The organism is Inquilinus ginsengisoli, from assembly GCF_031453975.1.
Taxonomy (GTDB): Bacteria; Pseudomonadota; Alphaproteobacteria; order DSM-16000; family Inquilinaceae; genus Inquilinus; species Inquilinus ginsengisoli_A.
In genome coordinates, this window is sequence record NZ_JAVDPW010000008.1 from 160,086 (window position 1) to 185,257 (window position 25,172).

The following is a 25,172-nucleotide window of genomic DNA, read 5'->3' on the forward strand; positions in this document are numbered from 1 at the left end:
CATTCAGGGTGTCGGCGCGTCGGTGCGAATCAAGGTTTCCGATTTCAGATCCGACCACAGGCCGGCGGGGATCGGGTAGCGGAAATTCTCGACGTTGCGCACCACCTGGTCGGGCGACAGCGCCCCGGGGATGACCGAGGCCACGATCGGATGGCCCAGCGGGAACTGCAGCGCCGCCGCGGCCAGCGGCACGCCATGCGCGGCACAGACCCGCTCGATCCGGCGGCAGCGCTCCAGCTCCTCCGCCGTCGCGTCGCGGTAATTGTACTTGGCGCCGGCGACCGGCCCGGTGGCGAGCAGGCCGGAGGCGAAGACGCCGCCGATGACGATGCCGGCGCCATGGCGCTGGCACATCGGGAACTCCTCGGCCAGCGGCGCCTGCTCCATCAGCGTGTAGGGCATCGCCACCAGGAAGGCGTCGAGATCGGCGGCGTCGAGCAGCCGCGGGATCATGCCGTTGACGTTGATGCCGGCGCCGACCGCGCCGATCACGCCGGACGACTTCAGCTGCTCCAGCGCCCTCCAGCCCGATGACGACAGCTGGTCGAGATGGGCCCGCACCCGGCCCTCGGTGGCGTGGTGCGGCAGGTCGAGGTCATGGATCAGCAGCAGGTCGATCCGCGGCAGGGTCAGCCGCATCCAGATCTGCTCCATCGCCCGCATGATGCCGTCATAGCCGTAGTCGAAGACGACGTCGAAGGGCAGCCCGCCGGCCCATTTGTCGGAATGGTAGCTCTCCGGATGCGGCGAGGGCCGCAGCCAGCGCCCGACCTTGGTCGAGACCCTGAACTCGCCGCGCTTCTGGCCGTGCAGGAAGCTGCCCAGCCGGTGCTCGGCCAGGCCGAGCCCGTACCAGGGGGCGGTGTCGAAATAGCGGATGCCGGCATCCCAGGCCGCCTGCAGCGTGGCCTGGGCCTGGGGTTCCGGCACCTTGACGAAGAGTTCGCCGAGCGCCGCCGAGCCGAAGCCGAGCGTGGTCACGGCGACATCGGTCCGGCCCAGGCGGCGGGTCTCGAACGGCATCGGCGAACTCTCCCTGTCAGTCCTCGGAGGTCACTGTTGGTCGGCGCCGGAGGCCTTGACGATCGGCGCCCATTTCGCGAGTTCGAGCACCACATGCTTGGCCAGCTCGTCGGCGGAGGAGCCGACCACGGTGGCGCTGAGATCGGCCAGGCGCGGCTGCAGGCCTGGGTCCTTAACCGCCTTGACCGCCGCGGCGTTCAGCCGGTCGACCACCGCCTGGGGCGTGCCGGCCGGGGCGAACAGGGCGTTCCAGGTGTAGGTCTCGTAGCCCGGCACCCCCGCCTCCTCCATCGTCGGCAGGTCGGGGAAGCTGGGGGAGCGGGTCTTGGTGGTGACCGCCAGGGCCCGCAGCGTGCCCGCCTTGATGAACTGGGTCGAGGACGGCAGGTTGTCGAACATGATCGGCACCTGGCCCGCCACCACATCGTTCAGCGCCGGCCCGGCGCCGCGATAGGGCACATGCACCATGTCGACGCCGGCCAGGGCCTTGAACAGCTCGCCCGACAGATGCAGCGGGGTGCCGATGCCGGAGGAGGCGTAGCTGTATTCGCCCGGCTTGGATTTCAGCAGCGCGATCAGCTCCTGCACCGACTTGACCGGCAGCTCGGGGTTGACCTCGAGCACGTTGGGCACCAGCACCAGCAGCGAGATCGGCGCGAAGCTCTTCACCGGATCATAAGGCATGTCCTTCATGATCGCGGGGTTCAGCGCGTGGGTCGCGATGGTGCCCATCAGGATGGTGTAGCCGTCGGGATCGGAGGTCGCGACGGCGGCGGCGCCGATGTTGCCGCCCGCCCCGGCCTTGTTCTCGACGATCACGGTCTGGCCGAGATCCTCGGTCATCTTCTCGGCGATGATGCGGGCCACCAAGTCGGTCGACCCGCCGGCGGCGAACGGCACCACCATGGTGATCGGCCGCGACGGATAGTCGGCGGCCGACGCCGTCCCGGCCGGAAGCGCGACGCAGGCCGCCAGCCCCGCCAGCAGGATGGTTCGTCGAATCAGGCCGTGCGGCATGGTCATGGTTCCCCCCTCTTTGATCCAATGGCTGGTGCGCGGTTCTTGTCGTTCGGACGCCGCGTCCTGGCGGCAGCGTCCGGTCCCGGCGATTGTCGCGGAGGATGGCGGCGCTGACAACCCGCGCCGCGGCCGCTATCAGGCCGGCGCGTCGGCGGCGATCGCGACGGCCGGGCTGGCGGCTTCGAGCTCGCGGGCGCTCTGGTTCATGATGAACTGCATCGCCTTGCGCGCCGCCTTGGCGTCACCCGCCGCGATGCCCTCATAGACCGCGCGGTGGTCGCCCACCGCCAGCGGGAAGGCCCGGTTGTGCCGCGCCTGGGCCTGGAAGCTCATGGTCAGCAGCGGCCCGAGGATGGTGCTGAGCCGGTCGATCAGGACGTTGCGGCTGGCGGCGAACACGGCGAGGTGGAAGCGGACATCGGCGCTGTAGAAGGCGCGCGGGTCCTCGCCCGCCTTCTCCATCTCGTCCAGCGCCTCCAGGATCACGGCGCGGTCCTCGGGCTGCGACCGGCGGGCCGCCAGCTCCGCCGCCGCCGGCTCGATCGCCCAGCGCAGCTCGACCAGGTCGCGGCGGAAGCTCGGGATCAGCGCCTCGGGCGAATGCCAGCCGAGGATGTCGGGGTCCAGCAGGTTCCAGGATTCACGCGGCCGCACCCGGGTGCCGGAGCGGCGGCGCGGTTCCACCAGCCCCTTGGCCGCCAGCACCTTCACCGCCTCGCGGATCGCCGAACGGCTGGCCCCGTAGGTCTCGGCCAGCTCGCCTTCGCTGGGCAGCGTATCACCCGGCGGGATCTTGCCGGAGACGATCCGGGCTCCGATGTCGTGGACGACGCGGCCATGCAGGCCGGCGGAGGGGTATCCGTTTTTCTTCATGCCGCGGTCGTCGACCTTCTTTGGATCCTGGGCCATTGTCGCCGTTTTCTCCCGCGTTGCAATGATTTGACAAAAAAAGGGGGTGTCAGCGCCCCCCCGACACGTCGATGGTGGTCGCGGTCATGTAGGAGGCGGCGTCGGACAGCAGGAACAGCGCCGCCTCGGCGATCTCCTCCGGCCGGCCGATGCGGCCGAGCGGGATGGTCGGCGCGATCACGCCCAGCACCGACTTGCCGCCGTCATGGCCGTCATTGATGTCGGTGTCGGTCAGGCCCGGGCGCAGCCCGACGACGCGGATGCCGTCGGCCGCCACCTCACGCGCCAGGCCGGTGGTCAGGGAGTCGATGGCGCCCTTGGACGAGGCGTAGGCCACCTCCCCCGCCAGCCCGCCATGGCGCGCCGCGACCGAGGAGATGTTGATGATCACCCCGCCCGGGCCGCCCCGGCGCCGCGACATCCGCCGGATCGCCTCGCGGCTGCAGTGGAACACGCCGAAGACGTTGGTGGCGTAGAGCGCAACCAGGGCCTGCGGGTCGTCCAGCGCCTCGACCCGAGCCACCGGGCCGATGATTCCGGCGTTGTTGACCAGCGACGTGACCGGCCCCAGCACCTGGTCGATCTCGGCGAACATGGCGGTGACCGCGGCGCTGTCGCCGATGTCGGCGGCGAAGGCGGCCGCCTCGCCGCCCGCCGCCGCGATCTCCGCCACCAGCGCTTCGGCCGGCGCGCGCGACCGGCTGTAGTTGACCGCGACGCGCCAGCCGCGGGCGGCGCCCAGCCGGGCGATCGCGGCGCCGATGCCGCGCCCCGCGCCGGTGACGAGCAGCACTCCTGCCATGGCGTCCTCCTCTTGTCCGACGAATGAAGGTAGCAGAGGATGAGGGTCCTACCAATGGAGTGTGATGTGGCCACCCCGCCGAATGCGGCCGATCTCCTGGCCGCCAACCGCCTGCGGCCCGGCGCCTTCGCCGGCCTGCCGCAGGGCCTGCGCCCGGCCGACGCCGCCGCCGGCCGCCGCCTGCAGGATGCGGTGCACCAGCGCCTGTCCGCCGCCGGGCTGGGGCCGCGGGTCGGCTGGAAGATCGGCTGCACCACCCCGGTGATGCAGCGCTTCCTCGGCATCCCCGAACCCTGCGAGGGCGGCATCTTCCAGGCCAATGTCCAGCCGAGCCCCGGGCGCTTTGCGGCAGCGGCGCATCACCGCCTCGGGGTGGAGTGCGAGATCGCGGTGCGGATCGGCCGTGACCTGCCGCCCGGCCCCCATGACCGCGCCAGCGTGGCGGCGGTGGTGGAGGCGGTGCTGCCGGCGATCGAGGTGGTGGACGACCGCTATGCCGATTTCGCCGCACTGGGCGCCCCGACCCTGCTGGCCGACGATTTCTTCCAGGCCGGCTGCGTGCTGGGCGCCCCGGTGGCGGATTGGCGCGGCCTGGACCTGGCCGCCCTGTCCGGCCGCATGCTGGTCGACGGCGTCGAGGTCGGGCGCGGCCATGGGCGGGACGTGCTGGGCCATCCGCTGGCGGCACTGGCCTGGCTGGCCACCACGCTGGGCACCCGCGGCCGGGGCCTGATGGCAGGCGAGACCGTGCTGCTGGGCAGCCTGGTGCAGACCCAATGGATCGGGCCGGGCGCCCATGTGGCGATCGAGATCGAGGCGCTGGGCCGGGTCGAGATGACGGCCTGAGCGTTCGCGCTGGACTTTCCGTCCCGCCCGCCGTCGAGTCATGGAGGTGCCGAGACAGAACCAACGGGAGGCTGCCGCCATGGAGGCCGATCGGATCTTCCAGGGACCCATCCCTGCCTTGTACGACCAGCATCTGGGACCGATGATCTTTGCGCCCTATGCCAGCGATCTGGCATCCCGGCTGACAGGCCTGCGGCGCGGCCGCGTGCTGGAGACGGCCGCCGGAACCGGCATCGTCACGCGGGCGCTGCTCTCCGCCCTGCCGGATGAGGTTTCCATCGATGCGACGGACATCAATCAGGCGATGCTCGACCGGGCATCGGGCCTGATCTCGTCGCCACGGGTGACGTGGCGTCAGGCGGATGCCCAATCCCTGCCGTTCCCGGACGGGATGTTCGACGCCGTGGTGTGCCAGTTCGGCGCGATGTTCTTTCCCGACAAGGTCCAGGCGTTCTCCGAAGCGCATCGCGTCCTGAAGCCGGGGGGACGCTTCCTGCTCAACGTCTGGGACCGGATCGAGGCCAACGAGTTCGCCGATGTGGTGGTGAGATCGGTCGCACGCCTGTTCCCCGACGACCCGCCGATGTTCCTGGCCCGCACGCCGCACGGCTTCCACGACGTCGCGGCCCTGGAAGTCCAGCTGCGAGCCGCGGGGTTCGGGTCGGTGACATCAGACACGGTCACGCGGCAAAGCTCGGCGCCGGATGCGCTGTTCGCCGCCATCGGATACTGCCAGGGCTCGCCGATGCGGAAGGAGATCGAGGACCGCGCCGCCGGCCGGCTGGCGGAAGCGACCGAAGCCGCAGCCGCCGCGATTGCCGCCCGCTTCGGCCCCGGCCCCGTCGTCGGGCAGATCCAGGCCCATGTGATCACCGCCGGGCGATGAGATCCCGGCGGCTCAACCGTGATCCAGGCGCCCGTCACCGCCCCAGGCACGCCGCGGCGCAGGCGTCGAGGATGGCGTCGGCGTCGAGGCCGTACTTCTTGTAGAGCTGCGGGATGGTGCCGGACTGGCCGAAATGCTCGACCCCCAGCGGCTTGACCCGGTGGCCGTGCACGCCGCCCAGCCAGGACAGCGTCGCGGGATGGCCGTCCAGCACCGTGACCAGCGCCGCGTCGGGCGCCAGCGGCGCCAGCAGCCGGCGGGCCAGGCAGGGTTCGACCGGATGGCCGGCGCGCACCGCCGCCAGCTCGGCATGCCAGCCGGCGTTCAGCCGGTCGGCCGAGGTCACCGCCAGCAGGCCGGCGCCGGGGATGTCCTCCAGGATCTGGTCGAAGGCGGCGATCGCGTCCGGCGCCACCGCGCCGGTGTAGACGATGGCGAGCGAGGCGCCCGGCGCCGGCTCGCGCAACCAGTAGCCGCCGGCGATGATCGCCTGGCGCAGCACGTCGGTCATCTCGCGCTTGGGCTGCTCCAGCGGCCGGGTCGACAGCCGGAGATAGACCGAGCCGCCGTCATGGTCGCGCACCCAGTCGGCGGCCTTGTCGGATTCCGCCGGCTCGGGCGACCGCTGCATGTACTCGAAGCCCCAGGCCATCACCGCCGCCAGTTCGTCGACATAGGCCGGCTCGAAGCTGGCCAGGCCGTCCTGCGCCATGCCGATCAGCGGCGTGCCGATCGACTGGTGCGCCCCGCCTTCCGGCGCCAGGGTCAGGCCGGACGGCGTCGCCACCAGCATGAAGCGGGCATCCTGGTAGCAGGCGTAGTTCAGGGCATCGAGGCCGCGGGCGATGAACGGGTCGTACAGGGTGCCGACCGGCAGCAGCCTTTCACCGAACAGCGAATGGGTCAGGCCCAGCGCCGCGAGATTGATGAACAGGTTGTTCTCGGCGATGCCCAGCTCGACATGCTGGCCGTCCGCCGACATGCCCCAGCGCTGGGCCGAGACCACCTTCTGCTCCTTGAACACATCGGCGCGGCCGTGGCGGTCGAAGATGCCGCGCCGGTTCACCCAGCCGCCGAGATTGGTCGAGACCGTGACGTCGGGCGAGGTGGTGACCACGCGTTCGCCCAGCCTGTCCTCGCGCTTGGCGAGGTCGCCCATGATCCGGCCGAAGCCCTCCTGGGTCGACGCGGTCTCGGCCGGGCTGAAGTCGAGGTCGCGCGGCACCGCGATCCGCGCCGCCTGGTAGCGCCGCCGCCCCTCCGCCGTGAACGGCACGGCGCCGAGGAAGGCCTGCAGCTCGTCCGCCAGGTCGTCGATGCCGGCGAAGGGCTCCCACTCGCGGCCCTCGGGCACGCCCTGGCTGGCCTGGAACGCGGCCATCTGGTCCGGGTTCATCAGCCCGGAATGATTGTCCTTGTGCCCGGCGAAGGGCAGGCCGAAGCCCTTGATGGTGTAGGCGATGAACACCGTCGGCACGTCGTCGGTGATGCCGTGGAATCCCGCCAGCACCGCTTCCATGTCGTGGCCGGCCAGGTTGGTCATCAGCGCCGCCAGCGCCGCATCGTCATGGTCGGCCAGCAGCTCCGGAATGCCGGTCTCGCCGCCGATATCGGCCAGCAGCTGGCGGCGCCAGGCCGCGCCGCCCTGGTAGACCAAAGCGGAGTAGAGCGGGTTCGGGCATTCGTCGATCCAGCGCTGCAGCGCCTTGCCGCCGGGGCGCTTGAACGCGGCCTCCAGCAGGCGGCCGTATTTCAGCGACACCACCCGCCAGCCCATGTTCTCGAACAGCTTGTCGATGCGGGTGAACAGCCGGTCGGTGACGATCGAATCCAGGCTCTGGCGGTTGTAGTCGATCACCCACCAGACATTGCGGACATCGTGCTTCCAGCCCTCGAGCAGGGCCTCGTAGATGTTGCCCTCGTCGAGCTCGGCGTCGCCCATCAGGGCGATCATGCGGCCGCCGGCCTTGGCCCCGCGGCCCCAGTCCTTCAGCGCCACGTAGTCCTGCGCGATCGAGGCGAACAGCGTCATGGCGACGCCGAGCCCGACCGAGCCGGTGGAGAAGTCGACATCGTCGACATCCTTGGTGCGCGAGGGGTAGGACTGCGCCCCGCCGAGCGATCGGAACTGTTCCAGCTTGTCCTGCGTTTGGTTGCCGAGCAGGTATTGGATGGCGTGGAACACCGGGCTGGCATGCGGCTTCACCGCCACACGGTCATGCGGCCGCAGCACGTCGAGATAGAGCGCGGTCATCACCGTGACCAGCGAGGCGGAGGAGGCCTGGTGACCACCCACCTTGAGCCCGTCCGGGCTGGGCCGGAGATGATTGGCGTTGTGGATCGTCCAGGCCGAAAGCCAGAGGATCTTCTTCTCCAGCGCCTTGAGCAGGCGCAGCCTGTCGGCTGCCGCCGACGCCGCGCCGTCCGTCTCGATGCGGGCGTCCCGCGCCCTGCGACCAACCGTCCCCATCGCCCGCAATCCTCGTCCTGCCGCGGTTTTGACTCTATCTATGGAGCACATCAGTGAACCGGACGCAACGCGACCCGACGGCCCCAATCGCGACGCTTGCCGACGGAATCCCACCCGATGATCGTGGGTTGGGGTAGAAGGGGCCGACATTCGAAAGCGGAGACGGAGGAGCCCAATGTCTCTCGTCGAAGCGGCCATTGCCGCGAACCGGTTCGGCTTCGGCGCCCGGCCCGGCGACCTCGACACCATCGCCCCCAATCCCAAGGGCTGGCTGCAGGCGCAGATCAAGCAGCCCGCCGCCCCGGCCGGTGACATGCCGCTGACCCGGGCCGGCGTGGCCCTGCTGAGCGCGATCCAGTCGGCGCCGGCCATGGCGACGCAGAGTCCGCAGCAGAAGGAGGCGTTCGCTCTGCGCGACCGCGACCGCGTCGCCCACATCCAGGCGGCGATCGCCAGCGACACCCCGTTCCGCGAGCGGCTGGTCAAGTTCTGGACCAACCACTTCACCGTGTCCTACGCCCAGAACTATGTGATGCCCTTCGCCGGCGCCTATGAGGCCGAGGCGATCCGGCCCAACGTCACCGGCCGCTTCCGCGACCTGCTGGGCGCCGTGGTCCACCATCCCGCCATGCTGTACTACCTCGACAACGCCCGGTCGATCGGGCCGAATTCGAAGCAGGGGGCGAAGGCCGACATCGGGGTGAACGAGAATCTCGGCCGCGAGCTGATGGAGTTGCACACCCTGGGCGTCGACGGCGGCTACACCCAGGCGGATGTCCACAGCCTGGCCCTGATCCTGACCGGCTGGTCGGTGGGCGGCACCCGGGACCCCGCCGGCACGACCTTCATCTACCGCCCCTTCGGGCATGAGCCGGGGCCGAAGACCTTCCTCGGCAAGACCTACGCCCAGGGCGACCAGGCGGAGGGCGAAGCCGCGCTGGACACGCTGGCGGCCCATCCCTCGACCGCCAAGCACATCGCCACCCAGCTGGTGCGCCACTTCATCGCCGACGACCCGCCGCCGGCCGCGGTGGACCGGCTGGCGAAGACCTTCCAGGACAGCGGCGGCGACCTGGCCGCGGTGTCCCAGGCGCTGATCGATTCGCCCGAGGCCTGGACGCCGGACCGGCGCAAATACAAGGCGCCGCTCGACCTGGTGGCCTCGGCCCTGCGCGGCCTCGGCGTCGAAACCGCCGACCTGAACACCGTGAACTGGCTGCGCCGGCTGGGGCAGCTGGTCTACAACGCCCCGTCGCCGGAGGGCTGGCCCGACCGCGAGGCCGACTGGCTGGCGCCGGAGCTGATGATGCAGCGGATCGAATGGGGCTACCTGTCGATCCCGCGCAACGTCGCCGACCAGCCGCCCGTGCCCTTCGCCGAGGCGGTGCTGGGCCCGACCCTGTCCGACAAGACCCGGTCCGCGCTGAGCGCCGCGCCCAGCGCCCGCGAGGGCATCGCGCTCGCCCTGCTCAGCCCGGAATTCCAGAGGAGGTGAGAGCATGATCCTCACCCGACGCCATCTGCTCGGCGGCCTGGCCGCCACCGCCGCCGCCACGACGCTGCCCGCCCGGCTGCTGCTGGCCAAGGCGCCGATCGAGCAGCGCTTCGTCCTGATCATCCTGCGCGGCGCGCTGGACGGCCTGGCCGCGGTGCCGCCCTATGGCGACCCGGACTACCGCACGCTGCACGGGGCGCTGGCCCCGCCCGACCCCGCCAAGGACGGCGGCATGGTCGACCTCGACGGCCATTTCGCCCTGCATCCGGGGCTGGCGCCGCTGAAGCAATGGTACACTGAAGGCAGCCTGCTGCCGCTGCACGCCGTGGCCTCGCCCTATCGCGACCGGTCGCATTTCGACGGGCAGGACCTGCTGGAGACCGGCGCCGCCAAGCTGGACGGCACCCGCGACGGCTGGCTGAACCGCACGCTGGGGCTGATCGGCGCCACCGACCGGCGCTTCGGCATCGCCTTCGCCGAGGAGATTCCGCTGGTGCTGCGCGGGTCGACCGCCGTCACCTCCTGGCTGCCGGACCGGCCCTCGGGCCTGCCGCCGGGCTTCCCGGACCTGGTCTCCAACCTCTACGACAAGGACCCGGCGCTGCACGCCGCCTATGTCGCCGGGCTGGACACCACCGCCTTCGGCAAGCAGATGCAGGACATGGCCCAGGGGGGCGCCAATGCCCGAGGCGCCGGGGGCGATGCCGCGCTGGCTCAGGCCGCGGGCAAGTTCCTGGCCGACCCTGCCGGGTCGCGCATCGCAGTGATGGAGCTGTATGGCTGGGACACCCATGTGCTGCAGGTCAAGCGGCTGAACGAGCTGCTGGCCAGCTACGCCGCCACGCTGCAGGCCCTGCGCACCGGGCTGGGTCCCGCCTGGAAGCAGACCACGATCCTGACCGTGACCGAGTTCGGCCGCACCGCCGCGGCCAACGGCTCCGGCGGCACCGACCACGGCACCGGCTCGATCGCGCTCTTGGCTGGCGGCGCGGTGCATGGCGGCCGGGTGCTGGCCGACTGGCCCGGCCTGTCCAAGGACAAGCTGTACCAGGCCCGCGACCTGGCCCCGACCACGGATCTGCGTGCCGTGGTCAAGGGCGTGTTCCGCGACCATCTCGGCCTGCCGGAGGACGCGTTGAACCGCGTCGTCTTCCCCGGCAGCACCGAGGCGGCGGCGATGCACGATCTGGTGAAGAAGGCCTGACGGGAACCCGTCAGGCCGGCAGTGCTCTACTCGTCGAGCTTCTGCAGCCCGATGGTGGCGAGCAGGACGCTGCCGTCATTGGTCAGCGCCCAGCCGCCGCCCGCCGGCGCGATCAGCCCGCGCGACTGCAGCGACCGGCACAGGCGGTCGTCGACCGCGCCGCCGCTGTTGATGCGGCCCAGCGCGTCGCGCTCATCGGCCGCCAGGTCTTCGGGTCGCAGTTGCGGCATGGTCGTCCTCCCAGCAGGAATGTCCCCGGCGGCCGGCCGGGTCCGCCGCGGCGAACCCGGCCAGCCTGACCCTCAGGCCGCGGCCTTGCGCAGGCCCCGGTTGACCGCCCCGGCCACGGCCTTGAGCGAGGCCATGACGATGTTGCTGTCGATGCCGACGCCGAACAGGGTCTTGCCGCCGATCTGCGCCTCGACATAGGTCGCGGCGCTGGAGTCGGACCCGCTGCGCAGTGCGTGCTCGCGGTAGTCGGCGATGTCGACATCGATGTCGATCTCGCGCTTCAGCGCGTCGACGAAGGCGTTGAGCGGGCCGTTGCCCTCGCCCCGGATGGTCTTCTCCACCCCGTCGATCCTGACCTGCGCCTCGATGTGGCGCTCGCCGCGGCCGGTCGGCAGCGTGGTGTGGCCGATCACCTCGACCCGGCCGGGCACGAGGTATTCCTGCTCGAACTCATGCCAGATCACCTTGGACGAGATCTCCTTGCCGGTCTCGTCGGCCAGTTTCTGGATCACCTGGCTGAACTCGACCTGCAGCTTGCGCGGCAGGTCCAGCCCGTGATCGGTCAGGAGGAGATAGGCGACGCCGCCCTTGCCCGACTGGCTGTTGACCCGGATCACCGCCTCGTAGCTGCAGCCGATGTCCTGCGGGTCGATCGGCAGATACGGCACCTCCCACAACCCGCTGTTGCTCTTCTCCATGGCCGCGAAGCCCTTCTTGATCGCGTCCTGGTGCGAGCCGGAGAAGGCGGTGAACACCAGCTCGCCGCCATAGGGGTGGCGCGGATGCACCGGCAGCTGGTTGCAGTATTCGACGGTGCGGACGATGTCGCCGACATCGTGGAGGTCGAGCTCCGGGTTCACGCCCTGGGTGAACATGTTCAGCCCCAGGGTGACGATGTCGACATTGCCGGTGCGCTCGCCATTGCCGAACAGCGTGCCCTCGACCCGGTCGGCGCCGGCCATCAGGGCCAGCTCGGTCGCGGCGATGCCGGTGCCGCGGTCGTTGTGCGGATGGACCGACAGCACGAAGCTGTCGCGCCGGGCGAAGTTGCGGTGGCACCACTCGATCTGGTCGGCATAGACGTTCGGCGTCGCCATCTCGACCGTCGCCGGCAGGTTGAGGATGGCCTTGTGCTGCGGCGTCGGCTGCCAGGCGTCGAGCACCGCGCCGCAGATGTCGCGGGCGTAGTCGAGCTCGGTGCCGGTGAAGCTCTCGGGCGAGTACTGGAACACGATCTCGGTCTCCGGCACCGTCGGCACCAGCTCCTTGATCAGCTTGGTGCCCCGCACCGCGATCTCGGTGATGCCGTCGCGGTCGAGGCCGAACACGACGCGGCGCTGCAGGGTCGAGGTCGAGTTGTAGAGATGGACGATCGCCCGCTTCGCTCCACGGATCGCATCGAAGGTGCGGCGGATCAGCTCTTCCCGCGACTGGGTCAGCACCTGGACGGTGACGCCGTCGGGGATCAGGTCGTTGTCGATGAGGTGGCGGACGAAGTCGAAATCGGTCTGCGAGGCGGCGGGGAAGCCGACCTCGATCTCCTTGAAGCCCAGGCGGACCAGCAGGTCCCACATGCGCTGCTTGCGGTCGGTCCCCATCGGCTCGATCAGCGCCTGGTTGCCGTCGCGGAGATCGACCGAGCACCAGATCGGAGCGCGGTCGATGACCCGGTTCGGCCATTGCCGGTCGTGCAGCGCGACGGTCTGCACCGGGCGGTATTTGTCGATTGGCATCACGGACATCGGAGGTCTCTCTCGCACCGGCCGGAGAACGGCCGGACTGAAATCATAGGGCGGAATGACGACGGGCGCATGACATGGATGCGCCAAGGGGCCGCGGGGCGCGCGATGCGCCGCTCAGCGGCCGGTGATAAGTCGCAGCGTGGACCGGATGGTGTGGGAAACGGCCGGTCGAAAAGGTCGGGCGGGGGTCATGGTGAGGATCCGGACAGAGGTCGCAAAGGCTTCGGCACGACGCCCCTTGGGGCGTCGGTCAGATAAGTCGAAGCGTGCGACGGTGGATCACCATGCCTCCACCTAAGGGGCGGGCGGGTTCTCTGTCAACTGAATCCGTGGGTCGGTCAGCCGGTCGAAGAAGCTCACGATGGTCGGGCCGGTGCCGTCCGGCCAGCCATGTGCATAGGGCCGGCTGCGGTTGAAGGTCGAGGGTAGGTCGCAGAACACCACGGGGTCGGAGATGGCGCGCGCCCCCCAGCGCTTGCAGCGGAAGGTGGCGCTGGCGTCGACCGGGTTGGGCTGCAGCCGGTTCTGGGCGATGCGCTTGTCGCGCTCGATGATGCCCTGGCTGTAGGCCACCATGTTGTCCTTGGGATTGTGCAGCAGGATCGCCGCGATCTCGCCGCGGCAGGGCCGCACGCTGCCGATGCCGCCGGCGACCACGGCGGTGGCGCGGAACACCCCGGTGCGGGCGCAGGACAGGTCATTGACGAAGCTGCCGCCCATCGAATGGCCGGCGGCGAAAATCTGGGTCTGGTCGACGCACAGCGTCGCCTTCAGCCGGGCCAGCAGGGTGTCGACATAGGCCATGTCGCGGTCGGCCTTGCCGCCCCAGCCGGATTGGGCCTGGGGGTAGACCACCACCGCCGGGCGGGCGGCCGGGCCCTCCAGGTCGAAATAGGTACGCACCTTCTCCGCCGTGCCGGTGCGGCCGTGGAAGGCCACGATCAGCCGGTAGGGGTGCGATTTGTCGTAGCCGGGCGGCAGGTCGACGATGTAGCGCCAGGACGCGCCCTGGAACTTCAGCGTCTGCGTGCCCGCCGCCGCCGGGATGCCGCAGCCGCTGGTGGGCTGCGGCGGCACATCGGCCACGGCGGCCTGCTGGCTGCCCGGCCGGCCGGTGCCGCCGGGGGCGGCGCAGGCGGCGAGGACGAACATCAGGGAGAGGACGGCCAGCCGGCCGAGGCGAAGAAAGGGCGGCATGGCGGTCACTTCTCGAGCAGCCGGGGCATCAGTTCGACGAAATTGCAGGGCCGGAACCGGTTGTCGAGCTGGTCCTTCAGGATCAGGTCCCAGGCGTCGCGGCAGGCCGAGGGCGACCCCGGCAGCGCGAACAGGTAGGTGCCGCCGGCGACCCCGGCGGTCGCCCGGCTCTGGATCGTCGAGGGGCCGATCTTGTCGTAGGACAGCCAGCGGAACAGCTCGCCGAAGCCCGGGATGTGCTTCTCGTAGACCGCGTGGAAGGCCTCGGGCGTGACGTCGCGGCCGGTGACGCCGGTGCCGCCGGTGGCGATCACGGTGTCGATCTCGGGGTCGGCGATCCAGGCCCGCAGCTGCGCCTCGATCCCGGCCTGGTCGTCCCGGACGATCAGGCGGGAATGGACCCGGTGGCCGGCGCCGGTGACCCGCTCGACCAGCGTGTCGCCCGACTTGTCGTCGGCGGGCGTCCGCGTGTCCGACACGGTCAGGATCGCGATGTTGACGGCGATGAATGGACGAGTCTCGTCGATCCGGCCCGGCATGCGCCCCCCTGTCCCTGGGTCGAAGGAAGCGGCCAAGCTAGCCGAGACGATCCGGCAGGAAAAGCAAAACAGGCTCGCCGCCGCGACCTGTCGGATTTGGGGGCGCGAGCTCTCCCGCAAGCGGGACCGTTTCAGAAGCCCCTTCGGGGTCCATCGTGATCGACACGATCTTTATCGGGTGATGCGACCTTTATGGAGTCCCCCCCCCTCCCCTTGCGGGAGGGGGTAGGGGGAGGGGTCTGCGCGCGTCCGCGCGCAAATGCGCAAAGGACAGGCTTCGCCATCAACGGCCGGATTGTCGGAATCGAGGCCGGCTCCAGCGGCGAAAACCCCCTCCTCCTACCCCCCTCCCGCAGGGGGAGGGGGACTAAGAGAAGGCGCGCCGCTCCACACCTCTCCTTGGGGAGAGGTCGAAATCGCGCAGCGATTTCGGGTGAGGGGGTGGCTCCGCCCCATCCAACCCGTCACCCGGTGTCCGGCGCCTCCGGCTTGAAGCCGTAGACCATCGGGCTGAGCCCGAGCGACCGGCAGAGACGGTTGGCCGCGGTGGCGATGGTCTCGGTGTCGAGCATCTCGATCACATCGGGCTCCTGCAGCCGCACCGCCAGCCCGGCCCGGAGCGCCGGGATCCAGGCGGGATCGGCGCATTCCGCAAAGTCGCGCTCGACCGCCGCGGTCACCGCCTTCCGGCGCTTGGCCCGGATCGCCCGGATCTCCGCCGGGCTGCCCGCCGGCCGGGCCGGGCGCGGCGTGCCCGGCCATTCCTCGCCGCGCCAGCGCTGCCAGGTCTCCGACAGGCCGAGGCCGCAGGCCACCCCCGCCATCACCGACCCCACCGGCCGGTCCTCGACCTGGACATCCTGGTCCTCGTAGAGCCCATCGACCCGCTCCTCGAGATCATCCTTCAGGGCGTTGAAGCGGCCCTCATCCTCGATCTCCTCGCAGATCATGTCCCGCAGGGTGTCCTGGACCTCGTCGCGGTGGCGGTCGCGGCGGGCCTTGCGGGCCGCCAGGCGGTCGGGGGTCTCGGCCCGGTCCTGGGCGCACAGCTTGTCGGCGGCGCGGGCGCGCTGGGCCAGCGACTGATGCACCGTGCGGGCGAAGCGGGTGAAGGCCAGCCCGGCCTCCCGCGCCTCGGCCCTGGCCGCCACCGCTTCGTCGGACTTGGGCCCGGCGGCCTTGACCTGGGCCTGGGCGTCGAGCGCACGGGCGCCCTCCCCCCTGACCAGCTGCATGCTGAGCTCGGCGATCTCGGTCAGCATCTCCATCTGCTGCAGCGCGAGGCTGCGGCAGTGGGCCTGGATGTCGAAATCGTCTGGTGGTGCTTTCATGGAACGTATCATGAACGAGTCGTTCCACTTAACACAATGCACGTTTTGTTCACGCCGATTGCCTCTCCCGTTTACGGGAGAGGTCGGAGACGCGAAGCGGCTCCGGGTGAGGGCTCTTTGTCGAAGCCTGGGCCCGCCCTCACCCGGTCTCGCTACGCGAGCCCGACCTCTCCCGCCAGGCGGGAGAGGCAATCTGAGCGGCTGCCTAGCTTCCCGTCCCAGCCTCTCAAGAGGGGAGGAGCGATGCGAGAGTCTAGGCGTCGGGCTTGAACGCGCAGCCCAGCTCTACCATCCGGCGGCGCAGCACCAGCAGGTCGCGCCAGACGTCGCGCTTCATGCCGGGCTGCCGCAGGATGAAGGCGGGGTGGTAGATCGGCATGGTCGGCACCGGCGCCGGCAGGTCGGGGAAGGACCGATCGTACCAGCGGCCGTGAATCCGGGTGATGCCCTCGCGCGTCGCCAGCAGCGCCGCAGCCGAGGTGCCGCCGGCGCAGAGCACGATCTTCGGCTTCTTGAGCGCGACATGCCGTTCGATGAAGGGCAGCGAGATCGCGATCTCCGCCGCGTTGGGCTGGCGGTTGCCGGGCGGGCGCCAGTTGACGATGTTGGTGATGTAGACCGTGGTGCGGTCCAGCCCGATCGCCGCCAGCATGCGGTCGAGCAGCTTGCCGGACTGGCCGACGAAGGGCTTGCCCAGCCGGTCCTCCTCCGCCCCCGGCGCCTCGCCGACGATCATGATGTCGGCCTCCGGGTTGCCGTCGGCGAACACCATCTGGGTGGCGGTGGCCTTCAGGCCGCAGCCGTCGAAGGCGGCCAGCGCCGCCGCCAGCTCGTCCAGCGTGTTGCAGCCGGCGGCGATGCGGCGGGCGTCGCCGGTGGCGGCGTCGCTGCCCGGCAGCACCGCGGCGCCGGCGGCGCGCGGCGGTGGCGGCGCGGCCGGCTGCAGCTGCGGCAACGGTGCCTCGGCCAGCGCGGCGGCGGGCACGGGGGCGAGGACGGCGGACGGCGGCGGCGCGGCCCGGGCGGCGCGGCGGCGGCCGAGCGCGCCGGCGTCATCGCCGATCGCCTCGTCGATGCCGGCGTCCTGGTACCATTTCAAGAGCGCGATGATCTCGGCGGGGTGCACGGCGACGGTCGATTCGCTGGTCCTGTCCATGCCCTAGAAGCGGCAGCCCCGCCTGCCCTGTCAACCCTGCCGCCGGACCCGTTGCCGCACCTGCCGCAGCGGCCGCCGAGGGAGATCGGCGTCGCAGCCGGCGCGAAAGCTGCCGCGACATGATCGGCCATTCGATTCCCGGGATGCATTTATGTAGCATGCCGCCAACCAAGGAAGGGGCGCGCGATGGAACGCGAATCGATGGAGTACGACGTCGTGATCGTGGGCGCCGGGCCGGCAGGCCTGGCGGCGGCGATCCGGCTGAAGCAGAAGGCGGCGGAGACCGGGCGCGAGGTCAGCGTCTGCGTGCTGGAGAAGGGGTCGGAGGTCGGCGCCCACATCCTGTCCGGCGCCGTGCTGGACCCCCGCGCGCTGAACGAGCTGATCCCCGACTGGAAGGAGAAGGGCGCCCCGCTCGACACCCCGGTCACCAAGGATGAATTCCACTACTACACGTCCGTCAGCAGCTTCCGCCTGCCGAACTTCGGATTGCCGAAGGAGCTGCACAACCACGGCAACTACATCGTCAGCATGGGGCTGGTGACGCGCTGGATGGCGCAGCAGGCCGAGGCGCTGGGGGTCGAGATCTATCCCGGCTTCGCCGCGGCCGAGGTGCTGTACCACGAGGACGGGTCGGTCAAGGGCGTCGCCACCGGCGACATGGGCATCGGCAAGGATGGTCAGCACACCGGCAACTACACGCCGGGCATGGAGCTGCACGCCAAATACACCCTGATCGGCGAAGGCGTGCGCGGGTCGCTGGCCAAGATGCTGATGGAGAAGTTCCAGCTGCGCACCGAGTGCGACCCGCAGACCTTCGGCCTGGGGGTCAAGGAGCTGTGGGAGGTGAAGCCGGAGAATCACCGCCCCGGCCTGGTCCAGCACGGCTTCGGCTGGCCGATGAACAACGAGACCTATGGCGGCGGCTGGCTCTACCATTTCGGCGAGAACCTGGTCTCGATCGGCTATGTCGTCGCGCTCGACTACAAGAACCCGTATCTGTCGCCGTTCGAGGAGTTCCAGCGCCACAAGAACCACCCGCTGATCCGCCCGACGCTGGAGGGTGGCAAGCGCCTGGCCTATGGCGGCCGCGCCATCAACGAGGGCGGGCTGCAGTCGATCCCGAAGCTGACCTTCCCCGGCGGCTGCCTGATCGGCTGCTCCGCCGGCTTCGTCAACGTGCCGCGAATCAAGGGCAACCACACCGCGATGAAGAGCGGCATGGTCTGCGCCGAGGCGGTGTTCGATGCGCTGGCCGAGGGCCGCGAGGGCCATGACGAGGTCACCGCCTATCCCGAGCGGCTGAAGGCCAGCTGGCTGTGGCAGGAGCTGACCACGGTGCGCAACTGCCGCCCGGCCTTCCGCTGGGGCACGCTGCTGGGCACGCTGTATTCCGGCCTCGAGCTGTGGACCCGCGGCAAGCTGCCCTGGACGCTGCGCCACAAGCATGCCGACCACGAATCGCTGCGCCCGGCGGCGCAGTCGAAGAAGATCGACTATCCCAAGCCGGATGGCGTCGTCACCTTCGACCGCCTCTCCTCGGTGTATCTCTCGAACACCAACCACGAGGAGAACCAGCCGTCGCATCTGAAGCTGAAGGACCCGTCGGTCCCGATCGCCTACACCCTGCCGCTGTATGACGAGCCGGCGCAGCGCTATTGCCCGGCCGGGGTGTACGAGGTGGTGCGCGCCGAGGATGGCAGCGACCCGCGCTTCGTGATCAACGCGCAGAATTGCGTGCACTGCAAGACCTGCGACATCAAGGATCCCAAGCAGAACATCGTCTGGACCGTGCCCGAGGGCGGCGGGGGACCGAACTACCAGATGATGTGAGAACGGCGGGCCGCAACCCGCCCCCTTCCTGTCATTGCCCGGCTTGCCCTCGGATCAAGTCCAAGGGGGCAATCCAGGGGCCACCGAGAGCCGCTCTGGCCGCCCCTGGATGCCACGGTCAAGCCGTGGCATGACAAGCAAGGGGCTGGCCGCCCCTCTCGGGGCAGCAGGATCGCGCTATGTTGTACCCTGGGCGCACCACAGTTATGGTGCGAATCGGGACTCATTGCGGAACCAGAATGGTGCAGGCCGAGATCAACACCGCCGTCGACCGACTGCAGAAGGCCGGTCTGCGCCCGACGCGACAGCGCGTGGCCCTGGCGCGGCTGCTGTTCGACGGCCGCGACCGCCATGTCTCGGCCGAGGCGCTGCACGGCGAAGCCATCCTGGCCGGCCATGCAGTGTCGCTGGCGACCGTCTACAACACGCTGCACCAGTTCACCGAGGCCGAGCTGCTGCGCGAGGTCGTGGTGGATGCCGGCCGGTCGTATTTCGACACGAACACCTGCAACCACCATCATTTCTACCGCGAATCGACCGGCGAGCTGCAGGACGTGCATGACGAGGCCGTGGTGGTCTCGGCCCTGCCCGCCGCCCCCGCCGGCACCCGCATCGCCCGGGTCGACGTGGTGATCCGCCTCGCCGAAGAAACCTGAGCGGCGCCTGCCGATGACGGCCACGCCCCGCATCTCCGGCCTGCTGGAGACCTCGCTCTACGTCGCCGACCTCGACCGCGCCTCCGCCTTCTACGAAGGCGTGCTGGGCCTGCGCGTCATGCTGCGCAGCCCGCGGCTGGTGGCCCTGGATGCCGGGCGGCAGGGCGTGCTGCTGCTGTTCCTGGCCGGCGCCACCTCCGCCGATGTGGTCGAGGCCGGCGGCACCATTCCGGGGCATGAGGGGGCGGGCCGGCTGCACATGGCCTTCGCGGTCCCGGCCGAGGACCTGGACGCCTGGCGCGCGCGGCTGGCCACAGCCGGCGTCGCCCTGACCGGCGAGATGGCCTGGGCCCGCGGCGGCGTCAGCCTCTATATCGCCGATCCCGACGGCCATGTGGTCGAGCTGGCCACGCCGGGGCTGTGGCCGAACTACTGAGGCTCTAGGGCTGCGGGACCCGCCGGTCCGCGAAAGGACGGAACAGCCCCGACACCAGGCCGGCGACCAGCACGGACAGGCCGCCAAGGCCGAGCCCGACCACCACGTCGCCCAGCGTGTGGCCGCCCAGCGTCATGACCCAGGCCACCGCCAGGACGGTGGCCACCGCCGCCGCGATGCGCAGCCGGGGCCGGCCCGGCCCGGCCAGCAGCGCCAGCGTGCCGACCGCCACCACCGCCAGGGCGGAATGGCCGCTGGGCAGCACCAGCCCGACCTGGCCGAATCCGTCGGGGTGCCAGTCCACCACCATGCGCGCGGCGCCCACACCGGCGACGGCCAGCGCCAGCGCGGCCAGGCTGAACCCGGCCAGCCGCCATTGGCCGCGTGCATAGGAGACCGCCGCGACGATGACCTGCAGCGGCACCACCACGGTCCACCAGCCGAGCAGGCCGATCGACATCAGGAGGACGATGGTCTTCATGGCGCGATGGTTCCACGGCTGTCGGCCCCGGTGAAGGGGCAAGGCCCCACCGCCTTCAAAAAGCCCGAGGCGTGCGCGATGCTGGGCCCGGTATCCAGGCCACTCCGCCCCACCCGCATGGCATCATCAAGAAGAAGGCGTTTCCGATTCGCCGCTCATGCGTTTAGTAAGAACCGCCCTGGGATCGATGAACCGCCCGCATGTCCGCCAGCTTCTCCGTCGCCGCCGTCCTCCTGCAGCTCCTGACCGCCACGGCGGGGCCTGAGCTGCACCTGCCCGATGCCGGCCAGCTCGCCGCCTACCGGCCGCTGCAGACCACGCGCATCTATGCCGCGGACGGGTCGCTGCTGCGCGAATACTATGTCGAGAACCGGGTGGTGGTGCCGATCGCCAGCCTGCCGCCCTATCTGGTGCAGGCCTTCATCTCGGCCGAGGACCAGAATTTCCGCCACCATCTGGGCGTCGACCCCGCCGGCCTGGCCCGCGCCATGGTCGCCAACATCCGCAATCTGCGGAAGGGACGGCGCCTCGAAGGCGGCTCGACCATCACCCAGCAGGTGGCGAAGAACCTGCTGCTGACCAACGAGGTCAGCGCCCTGCGCAAGATCCGCGAGCTGATCCTGGCCTTCGAGATCGAGGGCGACTTCTCCAAGGACCAGATCCTGGAGATGTACCTCAACGAGATCTATCTCGGCCGCGGCGCCTACGGCATCGGTGCGGCCTCGGCCCGCTATTTCGGCAAGCCGCCGGCCGAGCTGTCGCTGTCCGAGGCGGCGTTCCTGGCGGCGCTGCCCAAGGCGCCGAACAACTACAACCCGATCACCCGGCCGGAGGCAGCCCGGACGCGCCGCGACTACGTGCTCGACCGCATGGCCCAGGATGGCGCCATCACCGCTGCCCAGGCGGCCGATGCCAAGGCCCAACCGCTGGCGGTGCGCGCCCAGGCGCCGCTGGAGACGGTGCACGCCCCCTATTTCGCCGAGGAGGTCCGGCGGTCGCTGCGCAAGAGCTACGGCAACGACCAGCTCTACGGCGGCGGGCTGACCGTCCGCACCACGCTGGACCCGCGGCTGCAGCGCATGGCCGACCAGGCGCTGCGCGCCGGGCTGGAGCGGTTCGACCGCAACCGCGGCTGGCGCGGGCCGATCGCCAACATCTCGGCGATGCTGGACCTGCCGGCCGCCGCCCAGGAAGTGGCCCAGGCCGAGGCCGCCCAGCCGCCGGCCGCAGAGCCGGCCCCGCCGCAGCAGGGCCGCCTGCTGGGCGCGCTGTCGGCCATGGGCGTTCATCTGCCGGAGCATGAGGCGAAGCCGGCCGTGGTCGCGACGCCCAAGGACACGCGCCCGGTGTGGCAGCGCTTCCTCAACGGCATCGACCGCCCCGCCGACATCGACGGCTGGAACCTCGCCGTGGTGCTCGAGGTCGACCGCCAGGCCGCGACCGTCGGGCTGGAGGACGGCAGCCAGGGCCGCATCGACCGCGGCGACCTGGGCTGGGCCCGGCGGGTGGAGAACGGCCGCCTGGGCCGCCAGGTCAACGGCGCCGACGACGTGCTGGCCAAGGGCGACGTGATCTGGGTGCGGCCGTCGGAGAAGACGTCGGCCGTCGCGGTCGCCGCCTATTCGCTGCGCCAGGTGCCGGAGGTGTCGGGCGCGCTGGTCGCGGTCGACCCCTTCACCGGCAAGGTGCTGGCGATGTCGGGCGGCTTCGACTTCTCGCTCAGCGAGTTCAACCGCGCCACCCAGGCGAAGCGCCAGCCCGGATCGGCCTTCAAGCCCTTCGTCTACCTCTCGGCGCTGGAGCACGGCTACACCCCGTCCAGCCTGCTGTACGACACGCCACTCTCGGTCGACCAGGGCGAAGGCGTCGCCCGCTACCGCCCGCGCAACTACGGCGGCGGCTACATCGGTGTCGCCACCCTGCGCTCCGGCGTCGAGCGGTCGCGCAACGTCATGACCGTGCGCCTGCTGGTCGAGATGGGGCTGCAGCCGGTCAAGGAGACCGCGGAGGCCTTCGGCGTCTACAAGGACATGCCGCTGTACCCCTCGATGGGGCTGGGCGCCGGCGAGACCACGCCGCTGAAGCTGACCACCGCCTACGCCACCATCGCCAATGGCGGCTACCACATCAGCCCGTACCTGATCGAGCGGGTGCAGGACCGCGACGGCCGCAGCCTGGTCCAGGGCGGCGTGACGCCGGCCCGGGCGGATTGCGTGCCCTGCGCCGCCCCGGCCTGGACCGGCCAGGCCGCCCCGGTGCGGCCGCTCGGCCAGCAGTTGGACGACCCGATCGCCAACTACCAGATGATCTCGATCCTGCAGGGCGTGACCCAGCGCGGCACCGCCGCCCGCCTCGCCGGGCTGGGCCTGCCGCTGGCCGGCAAGACCGGCACCACCAATGATTCGAACGACGCCTGGTTCGTCGGCTTCTCGCCCCGCCTGGCGGTCGGCATCTTCGTCGGCTACGACAAGCCGCGCACCCTCGGCGCCGGCGCCACCGGCGGGTCGATCGCGGTGCCGATCTTCAGCGACTTCATCAAGGACGCCCTGGCCGGCAGCGATCCCGGCAACTTCGCCGTGCCGCCCGGCGTCAGCTTCGCCTATGTCGACCGCCGCAGCGGCTATGCCGCCGAAGGCAGCGGGCCGGACGTGATCATGGAGGCGTTCCGCCCGGGCACCGAGCCCGGCCCGCCGCCGGTCGTCGACACCTATGGCGAGACCAGCCAGGACGCGCTGACCGGGACCGGCGGCCTGTACTGAGCCCGCTCTGACCGCTTCGCTCAGGCCGCCTCGGCGCCATCCTTGATGCCCGCCGGCCGGGGGCCGCCGGTGGCCCAGTCCAGCAGTTCCACCGTGTGCACCACCGGCAGATCCGTGCCGAGGCCGATCTGGGTGATGCAGCCGATGTTGCCGGCGGCGACGATCGCCGCCCCGGTGCTTTCCACCGCCCGCACCTTGCGCGCCCGCAGCTCGTCGGCGATGTCGGGCTGCAGCAGGTTGTAGGTGCCGGCGGAGCCGCAGCAGAGATGCCCGTCCGGCACTTCGCGCACCGCGAAGCCGGCGGCGGCCAGCAGGCGGCGGGGCGGCGCCGCGATGCGCTGGCCGTGCTGCATCGAGCAGGCGGAATGATAGGCCACCGCCTGGCCGGTCGCGGTCGAGGGCGGGTTCAGCCCGATCTCGTCCATCAGCTCGGTGACGTCGCGGGCCAGGGCCGAGACCTTGGCCGCCCGTCCGGCCCAGGTGGGGTCGGTGCGGAACATGTGGCCGTAATCCTTGACCGTGGTGCCGCAGCCCGAGGTGTTGATGACGATGGCGTCAAGCCCGCCGGACTCGGCCTCGCGGCTCCAGGCCTCGATGTTGGCGCGGGCCGAGGCCCGGGCCGCATCCTCGCGCCCCATATGGTGGGTCAGCGACCCGCAGCAGCCGGCGCCCCGGGCCACCACCACCTCGACGCCATGGCGGGTCAGCAGCCGGATGGTCGCCTCGTTCAGCCCCGGATCGAGCACGGTCTGGGCGCAGCCGGACAGCAGCGCCACGCGCCGCCGCCGCGGCCCCTGCGCCGCGAACACCTGCGGCCGGTCGACCGGGCTGGGCGGCGCCAGCCGGCGCGGCGCCAGGGCCAGCATCGCGCGCAGCCGGCGCGACAGCAGCGGCGCCGCCGGCCGCGCCAGCCCGGCCCCGATCAGCGCCAGGCGGAACAGCCGCGGCCGCGGCAGGATGGTGGCCAGGAGCGCCCGGAGAGCGCGGTCGCGCAGCGGCCGGCGATAGGTCTCCTCCACCACCGCGCGGCCATGGTCGACCAGATGCATGTAGTGCACGCCGGACGGGCAGGTGGTCATGCAGGCGAGGCAGGACAGGCAGCGGTCGAGATGCTTGGCGACGCTGGCCGGCGCCGGGCCGCCCGTCTCCAGCATCGACTTGATCTGGTAGATGCGGCCGCGCGGGCTGTCGAGCTCGTCGCCCAGCACCTGGTAGGTCGGGCAGGTGGCGAGGCAGAAGCCGCAATGCACGCAGGCGCGCAGGATCTTCTCCGATTCCGCCGTGTCGGCATCGGCCAGCTGCGCCAGCGAAAAATGTGTCTGCACCCGAACCCTCCATCGCTGCGCGACACTAGCCTGCGGCCCGGCGCGAAGGGAACCCGGCGGACACTGTGATTCGCATTGTCAACCGGCATGGGGGTTAGTAGGCTCGCCTGCACGCGCCGCAGCAGACGGCGCCGAAGACAGGAGGCCGTTGATGAAGATCATGCGGATGCGCCACGCCCTGCCCGTCGCCCTGTTCCTGGCCGAGCCGGCCATTTCGGGCGCCGCACCGGCCGGCGGGCTGGTGATCCAGGACATCGCGCTGGGGCAGACGCCGCAGCAGGCCTCGGCCTATTCCGGCCAGGCCGTGGCCTTCGAGGCGGCGCGCTGGACCGGGCTGGTGGCCGCAGCGCGGCCGGACAGCGACACGCTGCTGCTGCAGTTCACCCCGCCCGAGCAGGGCAACAAACTATACTCCGTGGCCGAGACCCTGCACCTCGACGCCAGCGGGCCGCGCACGGCCAAGGCGGCGCTGGCCCCGCTGCAGGCCCGCTTCGGCGATCCGTCGGCGGTGTACGACCAAGCCGGCAAGCAGGTCGCGATCTGGCGCTTCGTCGACGGCAAGCCGGCGGGGGCCAGCGTCGATATCGCCTCGGACTGCTCGCCCTATGCCGCGACCACCCTGGCCGGGGTTCGGCCGATCGGCTGGCCGGCGCCGTGCGGCGAGATGGTGTTCGCGACGGTGGAGCTGGCGGCGGACGGCACGCCAACCTTGATGCGGGTCAGCCACGCCGATACCAATGCGGCGCAGGCGCTGCAGCCGCGCCGCGGCGAGCCCTACGCGCATCTGGCGAAGGCGGCGCCTTAGGCAGGGAAGGAGGGCACGGTCCCCGA

22 protein-coding genes are annotated in these 25,172 nt (G+C 70.8%); 9 read left to right on the top strand and 13 right to left on the bottom strand.

The genetic code is table 11. The features are described 5' to 3' along the window. Positions 1–3: 3 nt before the first annotated feature. From E9232_RS22590 to E9232_RS22605, 4 genes are all read right to left on the bottom strand, one after another. A complete protein-coding gene (locus E9232_RS22590) occupies positions 4–1,023 on the bottom strand; it encodes an aldo/keto reductase (protein ID WP_309797734.1) in 1,020 nt (339 codons plus the stop codon). A 30-nt stretch (positions 1,024–1,053) separates the two neighbouring features. Continuing rightward, entirely contained in the window at positions 1,054–2,046 is a 993-nt protein-coding gene (locus E9232_RS22595) for a Bug family tripartite tricarboxylate transporter substrate binding protein (RefSeq protein ID WP_309797736.1), read from the bottom strand. 132 nt (positions 2,047–2,178) lie between these two features. Continuing rightward, positions 2,179–2,952, bottom strand: coding sequence for a FadR/GntR family transcriptional regulator (locus E9232_RS22600; RefSeq protein WP_309797738.1), 774 nt, complete (start codon positions 2,950–2,952; stop codon positions 2,179–2,181). A 49-nt stretch (positions 2,953–3,001) separates the two neighbouring features. Next, positions 3,002–3,754 carry an SDR family oxidoreductase gene (locus tag E9232_RS22605; protein ID WP_309797740.1) on the bottom strand — a complete coding sequence of 251 codons (753 nt, stop codon included), beginning with the start codon at positions 3,752–3,754 and terminating at the stop codon, positions 3,002–3,004. A gap of 66 nt (positions 3,755–3,820) precedes the next feature. Here E9232_RS22605 and E9232_RS22610 point away from each other — a divergent pair, with 66 nt between their 5' ends. Next, positions 3,821–4,600, top strand: a complete 780-nt coding sequence (locus E9232_RS22610) for a 2-keto-4-pentenoate hydratase (protein ID WP_309797741.1) — start codon at positions 3,821–3,823, stop codon at positions 4,598–4,600. Positions 4,601–4,679: 79 nt separating this feature from the next. Beyond that, positions 4,680–5,486: a class I SAM-dependent methyltransferase gene (locus E9232_RS22615; protein ID WP_309797743.1), complete on the top strand. Its 807-nt coding sequence runs from the start codon at positions 4,680–4,682 to the stop codon at positions 5,484–5,486. Positions 5,487–5,520: 34 nt separating this feature from the next. On the opposite strand, the gene E9232_RS22620 is transcribed toward E9232_RS22615, so the two are convergent. Further along, positions 5,521–7,956 (bottom strand): thiamine pyrophosphate-binding protein, encoded by a 2,436-nt coding sequence (locus E9232_RS22620; protein ID WP_309797745.1) that lies wholly within the window; start codon positions 7,954–7,956, stop codon positions 5,521–5,523. Positions 7,957–8,131: 175 nt separating this feature from the next. Here E9232_RS22620 and E9232_RS22625 point away from each other — a divergent pair, with 175 nt between their 5' ends. Both E9232_RS22625 and E9232_RS22630 read left to right on the top strand, forming a co-directional pair. Then, the gene (locus E9232_RS22625; protein WP_309797747.1) at positions 8,132–9,451 is read left to right on the top strand and encodes a DUF1800 domain-containing protein; all 1,320 of its coding nucleotides are present in this window, start codon (positions 8,132–8,134) and stop codon (positions 9,449–9,451) included. A 4-nt stretch (positions 9,452–9,455) separates the two neighbouring features. Next, the gene (locus E9232_RS22630) at positions 9,456–10,655 is read left to right on the top strand and encodes a DUF1501 domain-containing protein (RefSeq protein ID WP_309797749.1); all 1,200 of its coding nucleotides are present in this window, start codon (positions 9,456–9,458) and stop codon (positions 10,653–10,655) included. Positions 10,656–10,681: 26 nt separating this feature from the next. On the opposite strand, the gene E9232_RS22635 is transcribed toward E9232_RS22630, so the two are convergent. The 6 genes from E9232_RS22635 to E9232_RS22660 form a co-directional block, all read right to left on the bottom strand. Beyond that, positions 10,682–10,885 carry a hypothetical protein gene (locus E9232_RS22635; RefSeq protein ID WP_309797751.1) on the bottom strand — a complete coding sequence of 68 codons (204 nt, stop codon included), beginning with the start codon at positions 10,883–10,885 and terminating at the stop codon, positions 10,682–10,684. A gap of 72 nt (positions 10,886–10,957) precedes the next feature. Next, entirely contained in the window at positions 10,958–12,628 is a 1,671-nt protein-coding gene (gene leuA, locus E9232_RS22640; protein WP_309797753.1) for a 2-isopropylmalate synthase, read from the bottom strand. 294 nt (positions 12,629–12,922) lie between these two features. Beyond that, positions 12,923–13,825, bottom strand: a complete 903-nt coding sequence (locus tag E9232_RS22645; protein ID WP_309797754.1) for a CE1 family esterase — start codon at positions 13,823–13,825, stop codon at positions 12,923–12,925. Positions 13,826–13,830: 5 nt separating this feature from the next. After that, on the bottom strand, positions 13,831–14,364 hold the full coding sequence (moaB, locus tag E9232_RS22650; protein WP_309797756.1) for a molybdenum cofactor biosynthesis protein B: 534 nt from the start codon (positions 14,362–14,364) through the stop codon (positions 13,831–13,833). A 464-nt stretch (positions 14,365–14,828) separates the two neighbouring features. Next, positions 14,829–15,695 carry a hypothetical protein gene (locus E9232_RS22655; RefSeq protein WP_309797758.1) on the bottom strand — a complete coding sequence of 289 codons (867 nt, stop codon included), beginning with the start codon at positions 15,693–15,695 and terminating at the stop codon, positions 14,829–14,831. A 253-nt stretch (positions 15,696–15,948) separates the two neighbouring features. Then, positions 15,949–16,851, bottom strand: a complete 903-nt coding sequence (locus tag E9232_RS22660) for a uracil-DNA glycosylase (RefSeq protein WP_309797760.1) — start codon at positions 16,849–16,851, stop codon at positions 15,949–15,951. A gap of 186 nt (positions 16,852–17,037) precedes the next feature. On the opposite strand from E9232_RS22660, the gene E9232_RS22665 reads away from it, so the two are divergent. The 3 genes from E9232_RS22665 to E9232_RS22675 all read left to right on the top strand — a co-directional run bounded on the left by E9232_RS22665 (position 17,038) and on the right by E9232_RS22675 (position 19,776). Next, a complete protein-coding gene (locus E9232_RS22665) occupies positions 17,038–18,684 on the top strand; it encodes an electron transfer flavoprotein-ubiquinone oxidoreductase (protein WP_309797762.1) in 1,647 nt (548 codons plus the stop codon). Between the two features lie 239 nt (positions 18,685–18,923). Then, positions 18,924–19,340 carry an iron response transcriptional regulator IrrA gene (gene irrA / locus E9232_RS22670; protein WP_309797763.1) on the top strand — a complete coding sequence of 139 codons (417 nt, stop codon included), beginning with the start codon at positions 18,924–18,926 and terminating at the stop codon, positions 19,338–19,340. A gap of 13 nt (positions 19,341–19,353) precedes the next feature. Next, positions 19,354–19,776 carry a VOC family protein gene (locus E9232_RS22675; RefSeq protein ID WP_309797765.1) on the top strand — a complete coding sequence of 141 codons (423 nt, stop codon included), beginning with the start codon at positions 19,354–19,356 and terminating at the stop codon, positions 19,774–19,776. A 4-nt stretch (positions 19,777–19,780) separates the two neighbouring features. Here E9232_RS22675 and E9232_RS22680 read toward each other — a convergent pair whose 3' ends face one another. Then, positions 19,781–20,257, bottom strand: a complete 477-nt coding sequence (locus E9232_RS22680; protein ID WP_309797766.1) for a phosphatase PAP2 family protein — start codon at positions 20,255–20,257, stop codon at positions 19,781–19,783. Positions 20,258–20,457: 200 nt separating this feature from the next. Here E9232_RS22680 and E9232_RS22685 point away from each other — a divergent pair, with 200 nt between their 5' ends. Continuing rightward, positions 20,458–23,016, top strand: coding sequence for a penicillin-binding protein 1A (locus tag E9232_RS22685; protein WP_309797768.1), 2,559 nt, complete (start codon positions 20,458–20,460; stop codon positions 23,014–23,016). Positions 23,017–23,036: 20 nt separating this feature from the next. On the opposite strand, the gene glcF is transcribed toward E9232_RS22685, so the two are convergent. Continuing rightward, the gene (gene glcF / locus E9232_RS22690; protein WP_309797769.1) at positions 23,037–24,341 is read right to left on the bottom strand and encodes a glycolate oxidase subunit GlcF; all 1,305 of its coding nucleotides are present in this window, start codon (positions 24,339–24,341) and stop codon (positions 23,037–23,039) included. A 151-nt stretch (positions 24,342–24,492) separates the two neighbouring features. Here glcF and E9232_RS22695 point away from each other — a divergent pair, with 151 nt between their 5' ends. After that, the gene (locus tag E9232_RS22695) at positions 24,493–25,146 is read left to right on the top strand and encodes a hypothetical protein (RefSeq protein ID WP_309797771.1); all 654 of its coding nucleotides are present in this window, start codon (positions 24,493–24,495) and stop codon (positions 25,144–25,146) included. The last annotated feature ends 26 nt before the right edge of the window (positions 25,147–25,172 follow it).

Coding starts and splice junctions, on each gene's coding strand:
- E9232_RS22590 (WP_309797734.1), bottom strand. CDS start 1,023: ATGCCGTTCGAGACCCGCCGCCTGGGCCGGACCGATGTCGCCGTGACC.
- E9232_RS22595 (WP_309797736.1), bottom strand. CDS start 2,046: ATGACCATGCCGCACGGCCTGATTCGACGAACCATCCTGCTGGCGGGG.
- E9232_RS22600 (WP_309797738.1), bottom strand. CDS start 2,952: ATGGCCCAGGATCCAAAGAAGGTCGACGACCGCGGCATGAAGAAAAAC.
- E9232_RS22605 (WP_309797740.1), bottom strand. CDS start 3,754: ATGGCAGGAGTGCTGCTCGTCACCGGCGCGGGGCGCGGCATCGGCGCC.
- E9232_RS22615 (WP_309797743.1), top strand. CDS start 4,680: ATGGAGGCCGATCGGATCTTCCAGGGACCCATCCCTGCCTTGTACGAC.
- E9232_RS22620 (WP_309797745.1), bottom strand. CDS start 7,956: ATGGGGACGGTTGGTCGCAGGGCGCGGGACGCCCGCATCGAGACGGAC.
- E9232_RS22625 (WP_309797747.1), top strand. CDS start 8,132: ATGTCTCTCGTCGAAGCGGCCATTGCCGCGAACCGGTTCGGCTTCGGC.
- E9232_RS22630 (WP_309797749.1), top strand. CDS start 9,456: ATGATCCTCACCCGACGCCATCTGCTCGGCGGCCTGGCCGCCACCGCC.
- E9232_RS22635 (WP_309797751.1), bottom strand. CDS start 10,885: ATGCCGCAACTGCGACCCGAAGACCTGGCGGCCGATGAGCGCGACGCG.
- leuA (WP_309797753.1), bottom strand. CDS start 12,628: ATGTCCGTGATGCCAATCGACAAATACCGCCCGGTGCAGACCGTCGCG.
- E9232_RS22645 (WP_309797754.1), bottom strand. CDS start 13,825: ATGCCGCCCTTTCTTCGCCTCGGCCGGCTGGCCGTCCTCTCCCTGATG.
- moaB (WP_309797756.1), bottom strand. CDS start 14,364: ATGCCGGGCCGGATCGACGAGACTCGTCCATTCATCGCCGTCAACATC.
- E9232_RS22655 (WP_309797758.1), bottom strand. CDS start 15,695: ATGAAAGCACCACCAGACGATTTCGACATCCAGGCCCACTGCCGCAGC.
- E9232_RS22660 (WP_309797760.1), bottom strand. CDS start 16,851: ATGGACAGGACCAGCGAATCGACCGTCGCCGTGCACCCCGCCGAGATC.
- E9232_RS22665 (WP_309797762.1), top strand. CDS start 17,038: ATGGAACGCGAATCGATGGAGTACGACGTCGTGATCGTGGGCGCCGGG.
- irrA (WP_309797763.1), top strand. CDS start 18,924: ATGGTGCAGGCCGAGATCAACACCGCCGTCGACCGACTGCAGAAGGCC.
- E9232_RS22675 (WP_309797765.1), top strand. CDS start 19,354: ATGACGGCCACGCCCCGCATCTCCGGCCTGCTGGAGACCTCGCTCTAC.
- E9232_RS22680 (WP_309797766.1), bottom strand. CDS start 20,257: ATGAAGACCATCGTCCTCCTGATGTCGATCGGCCTGCTCGGCTGGTGG.
- E9232_RS22685 (WP_309797768.1), top strand. CDS start 20,458: ATGTCCGCCAGCTTCTCCGTCGCCGCCGTCCTCCTGCAGCTCCTGACC.
- E9232_RS22695 (WP_309797771.1), top strand. CDS start 24,493: ATGAAGATCATGCGGATGCGCCACGCCCTGCCCGTCGCCCTGTTCCTG.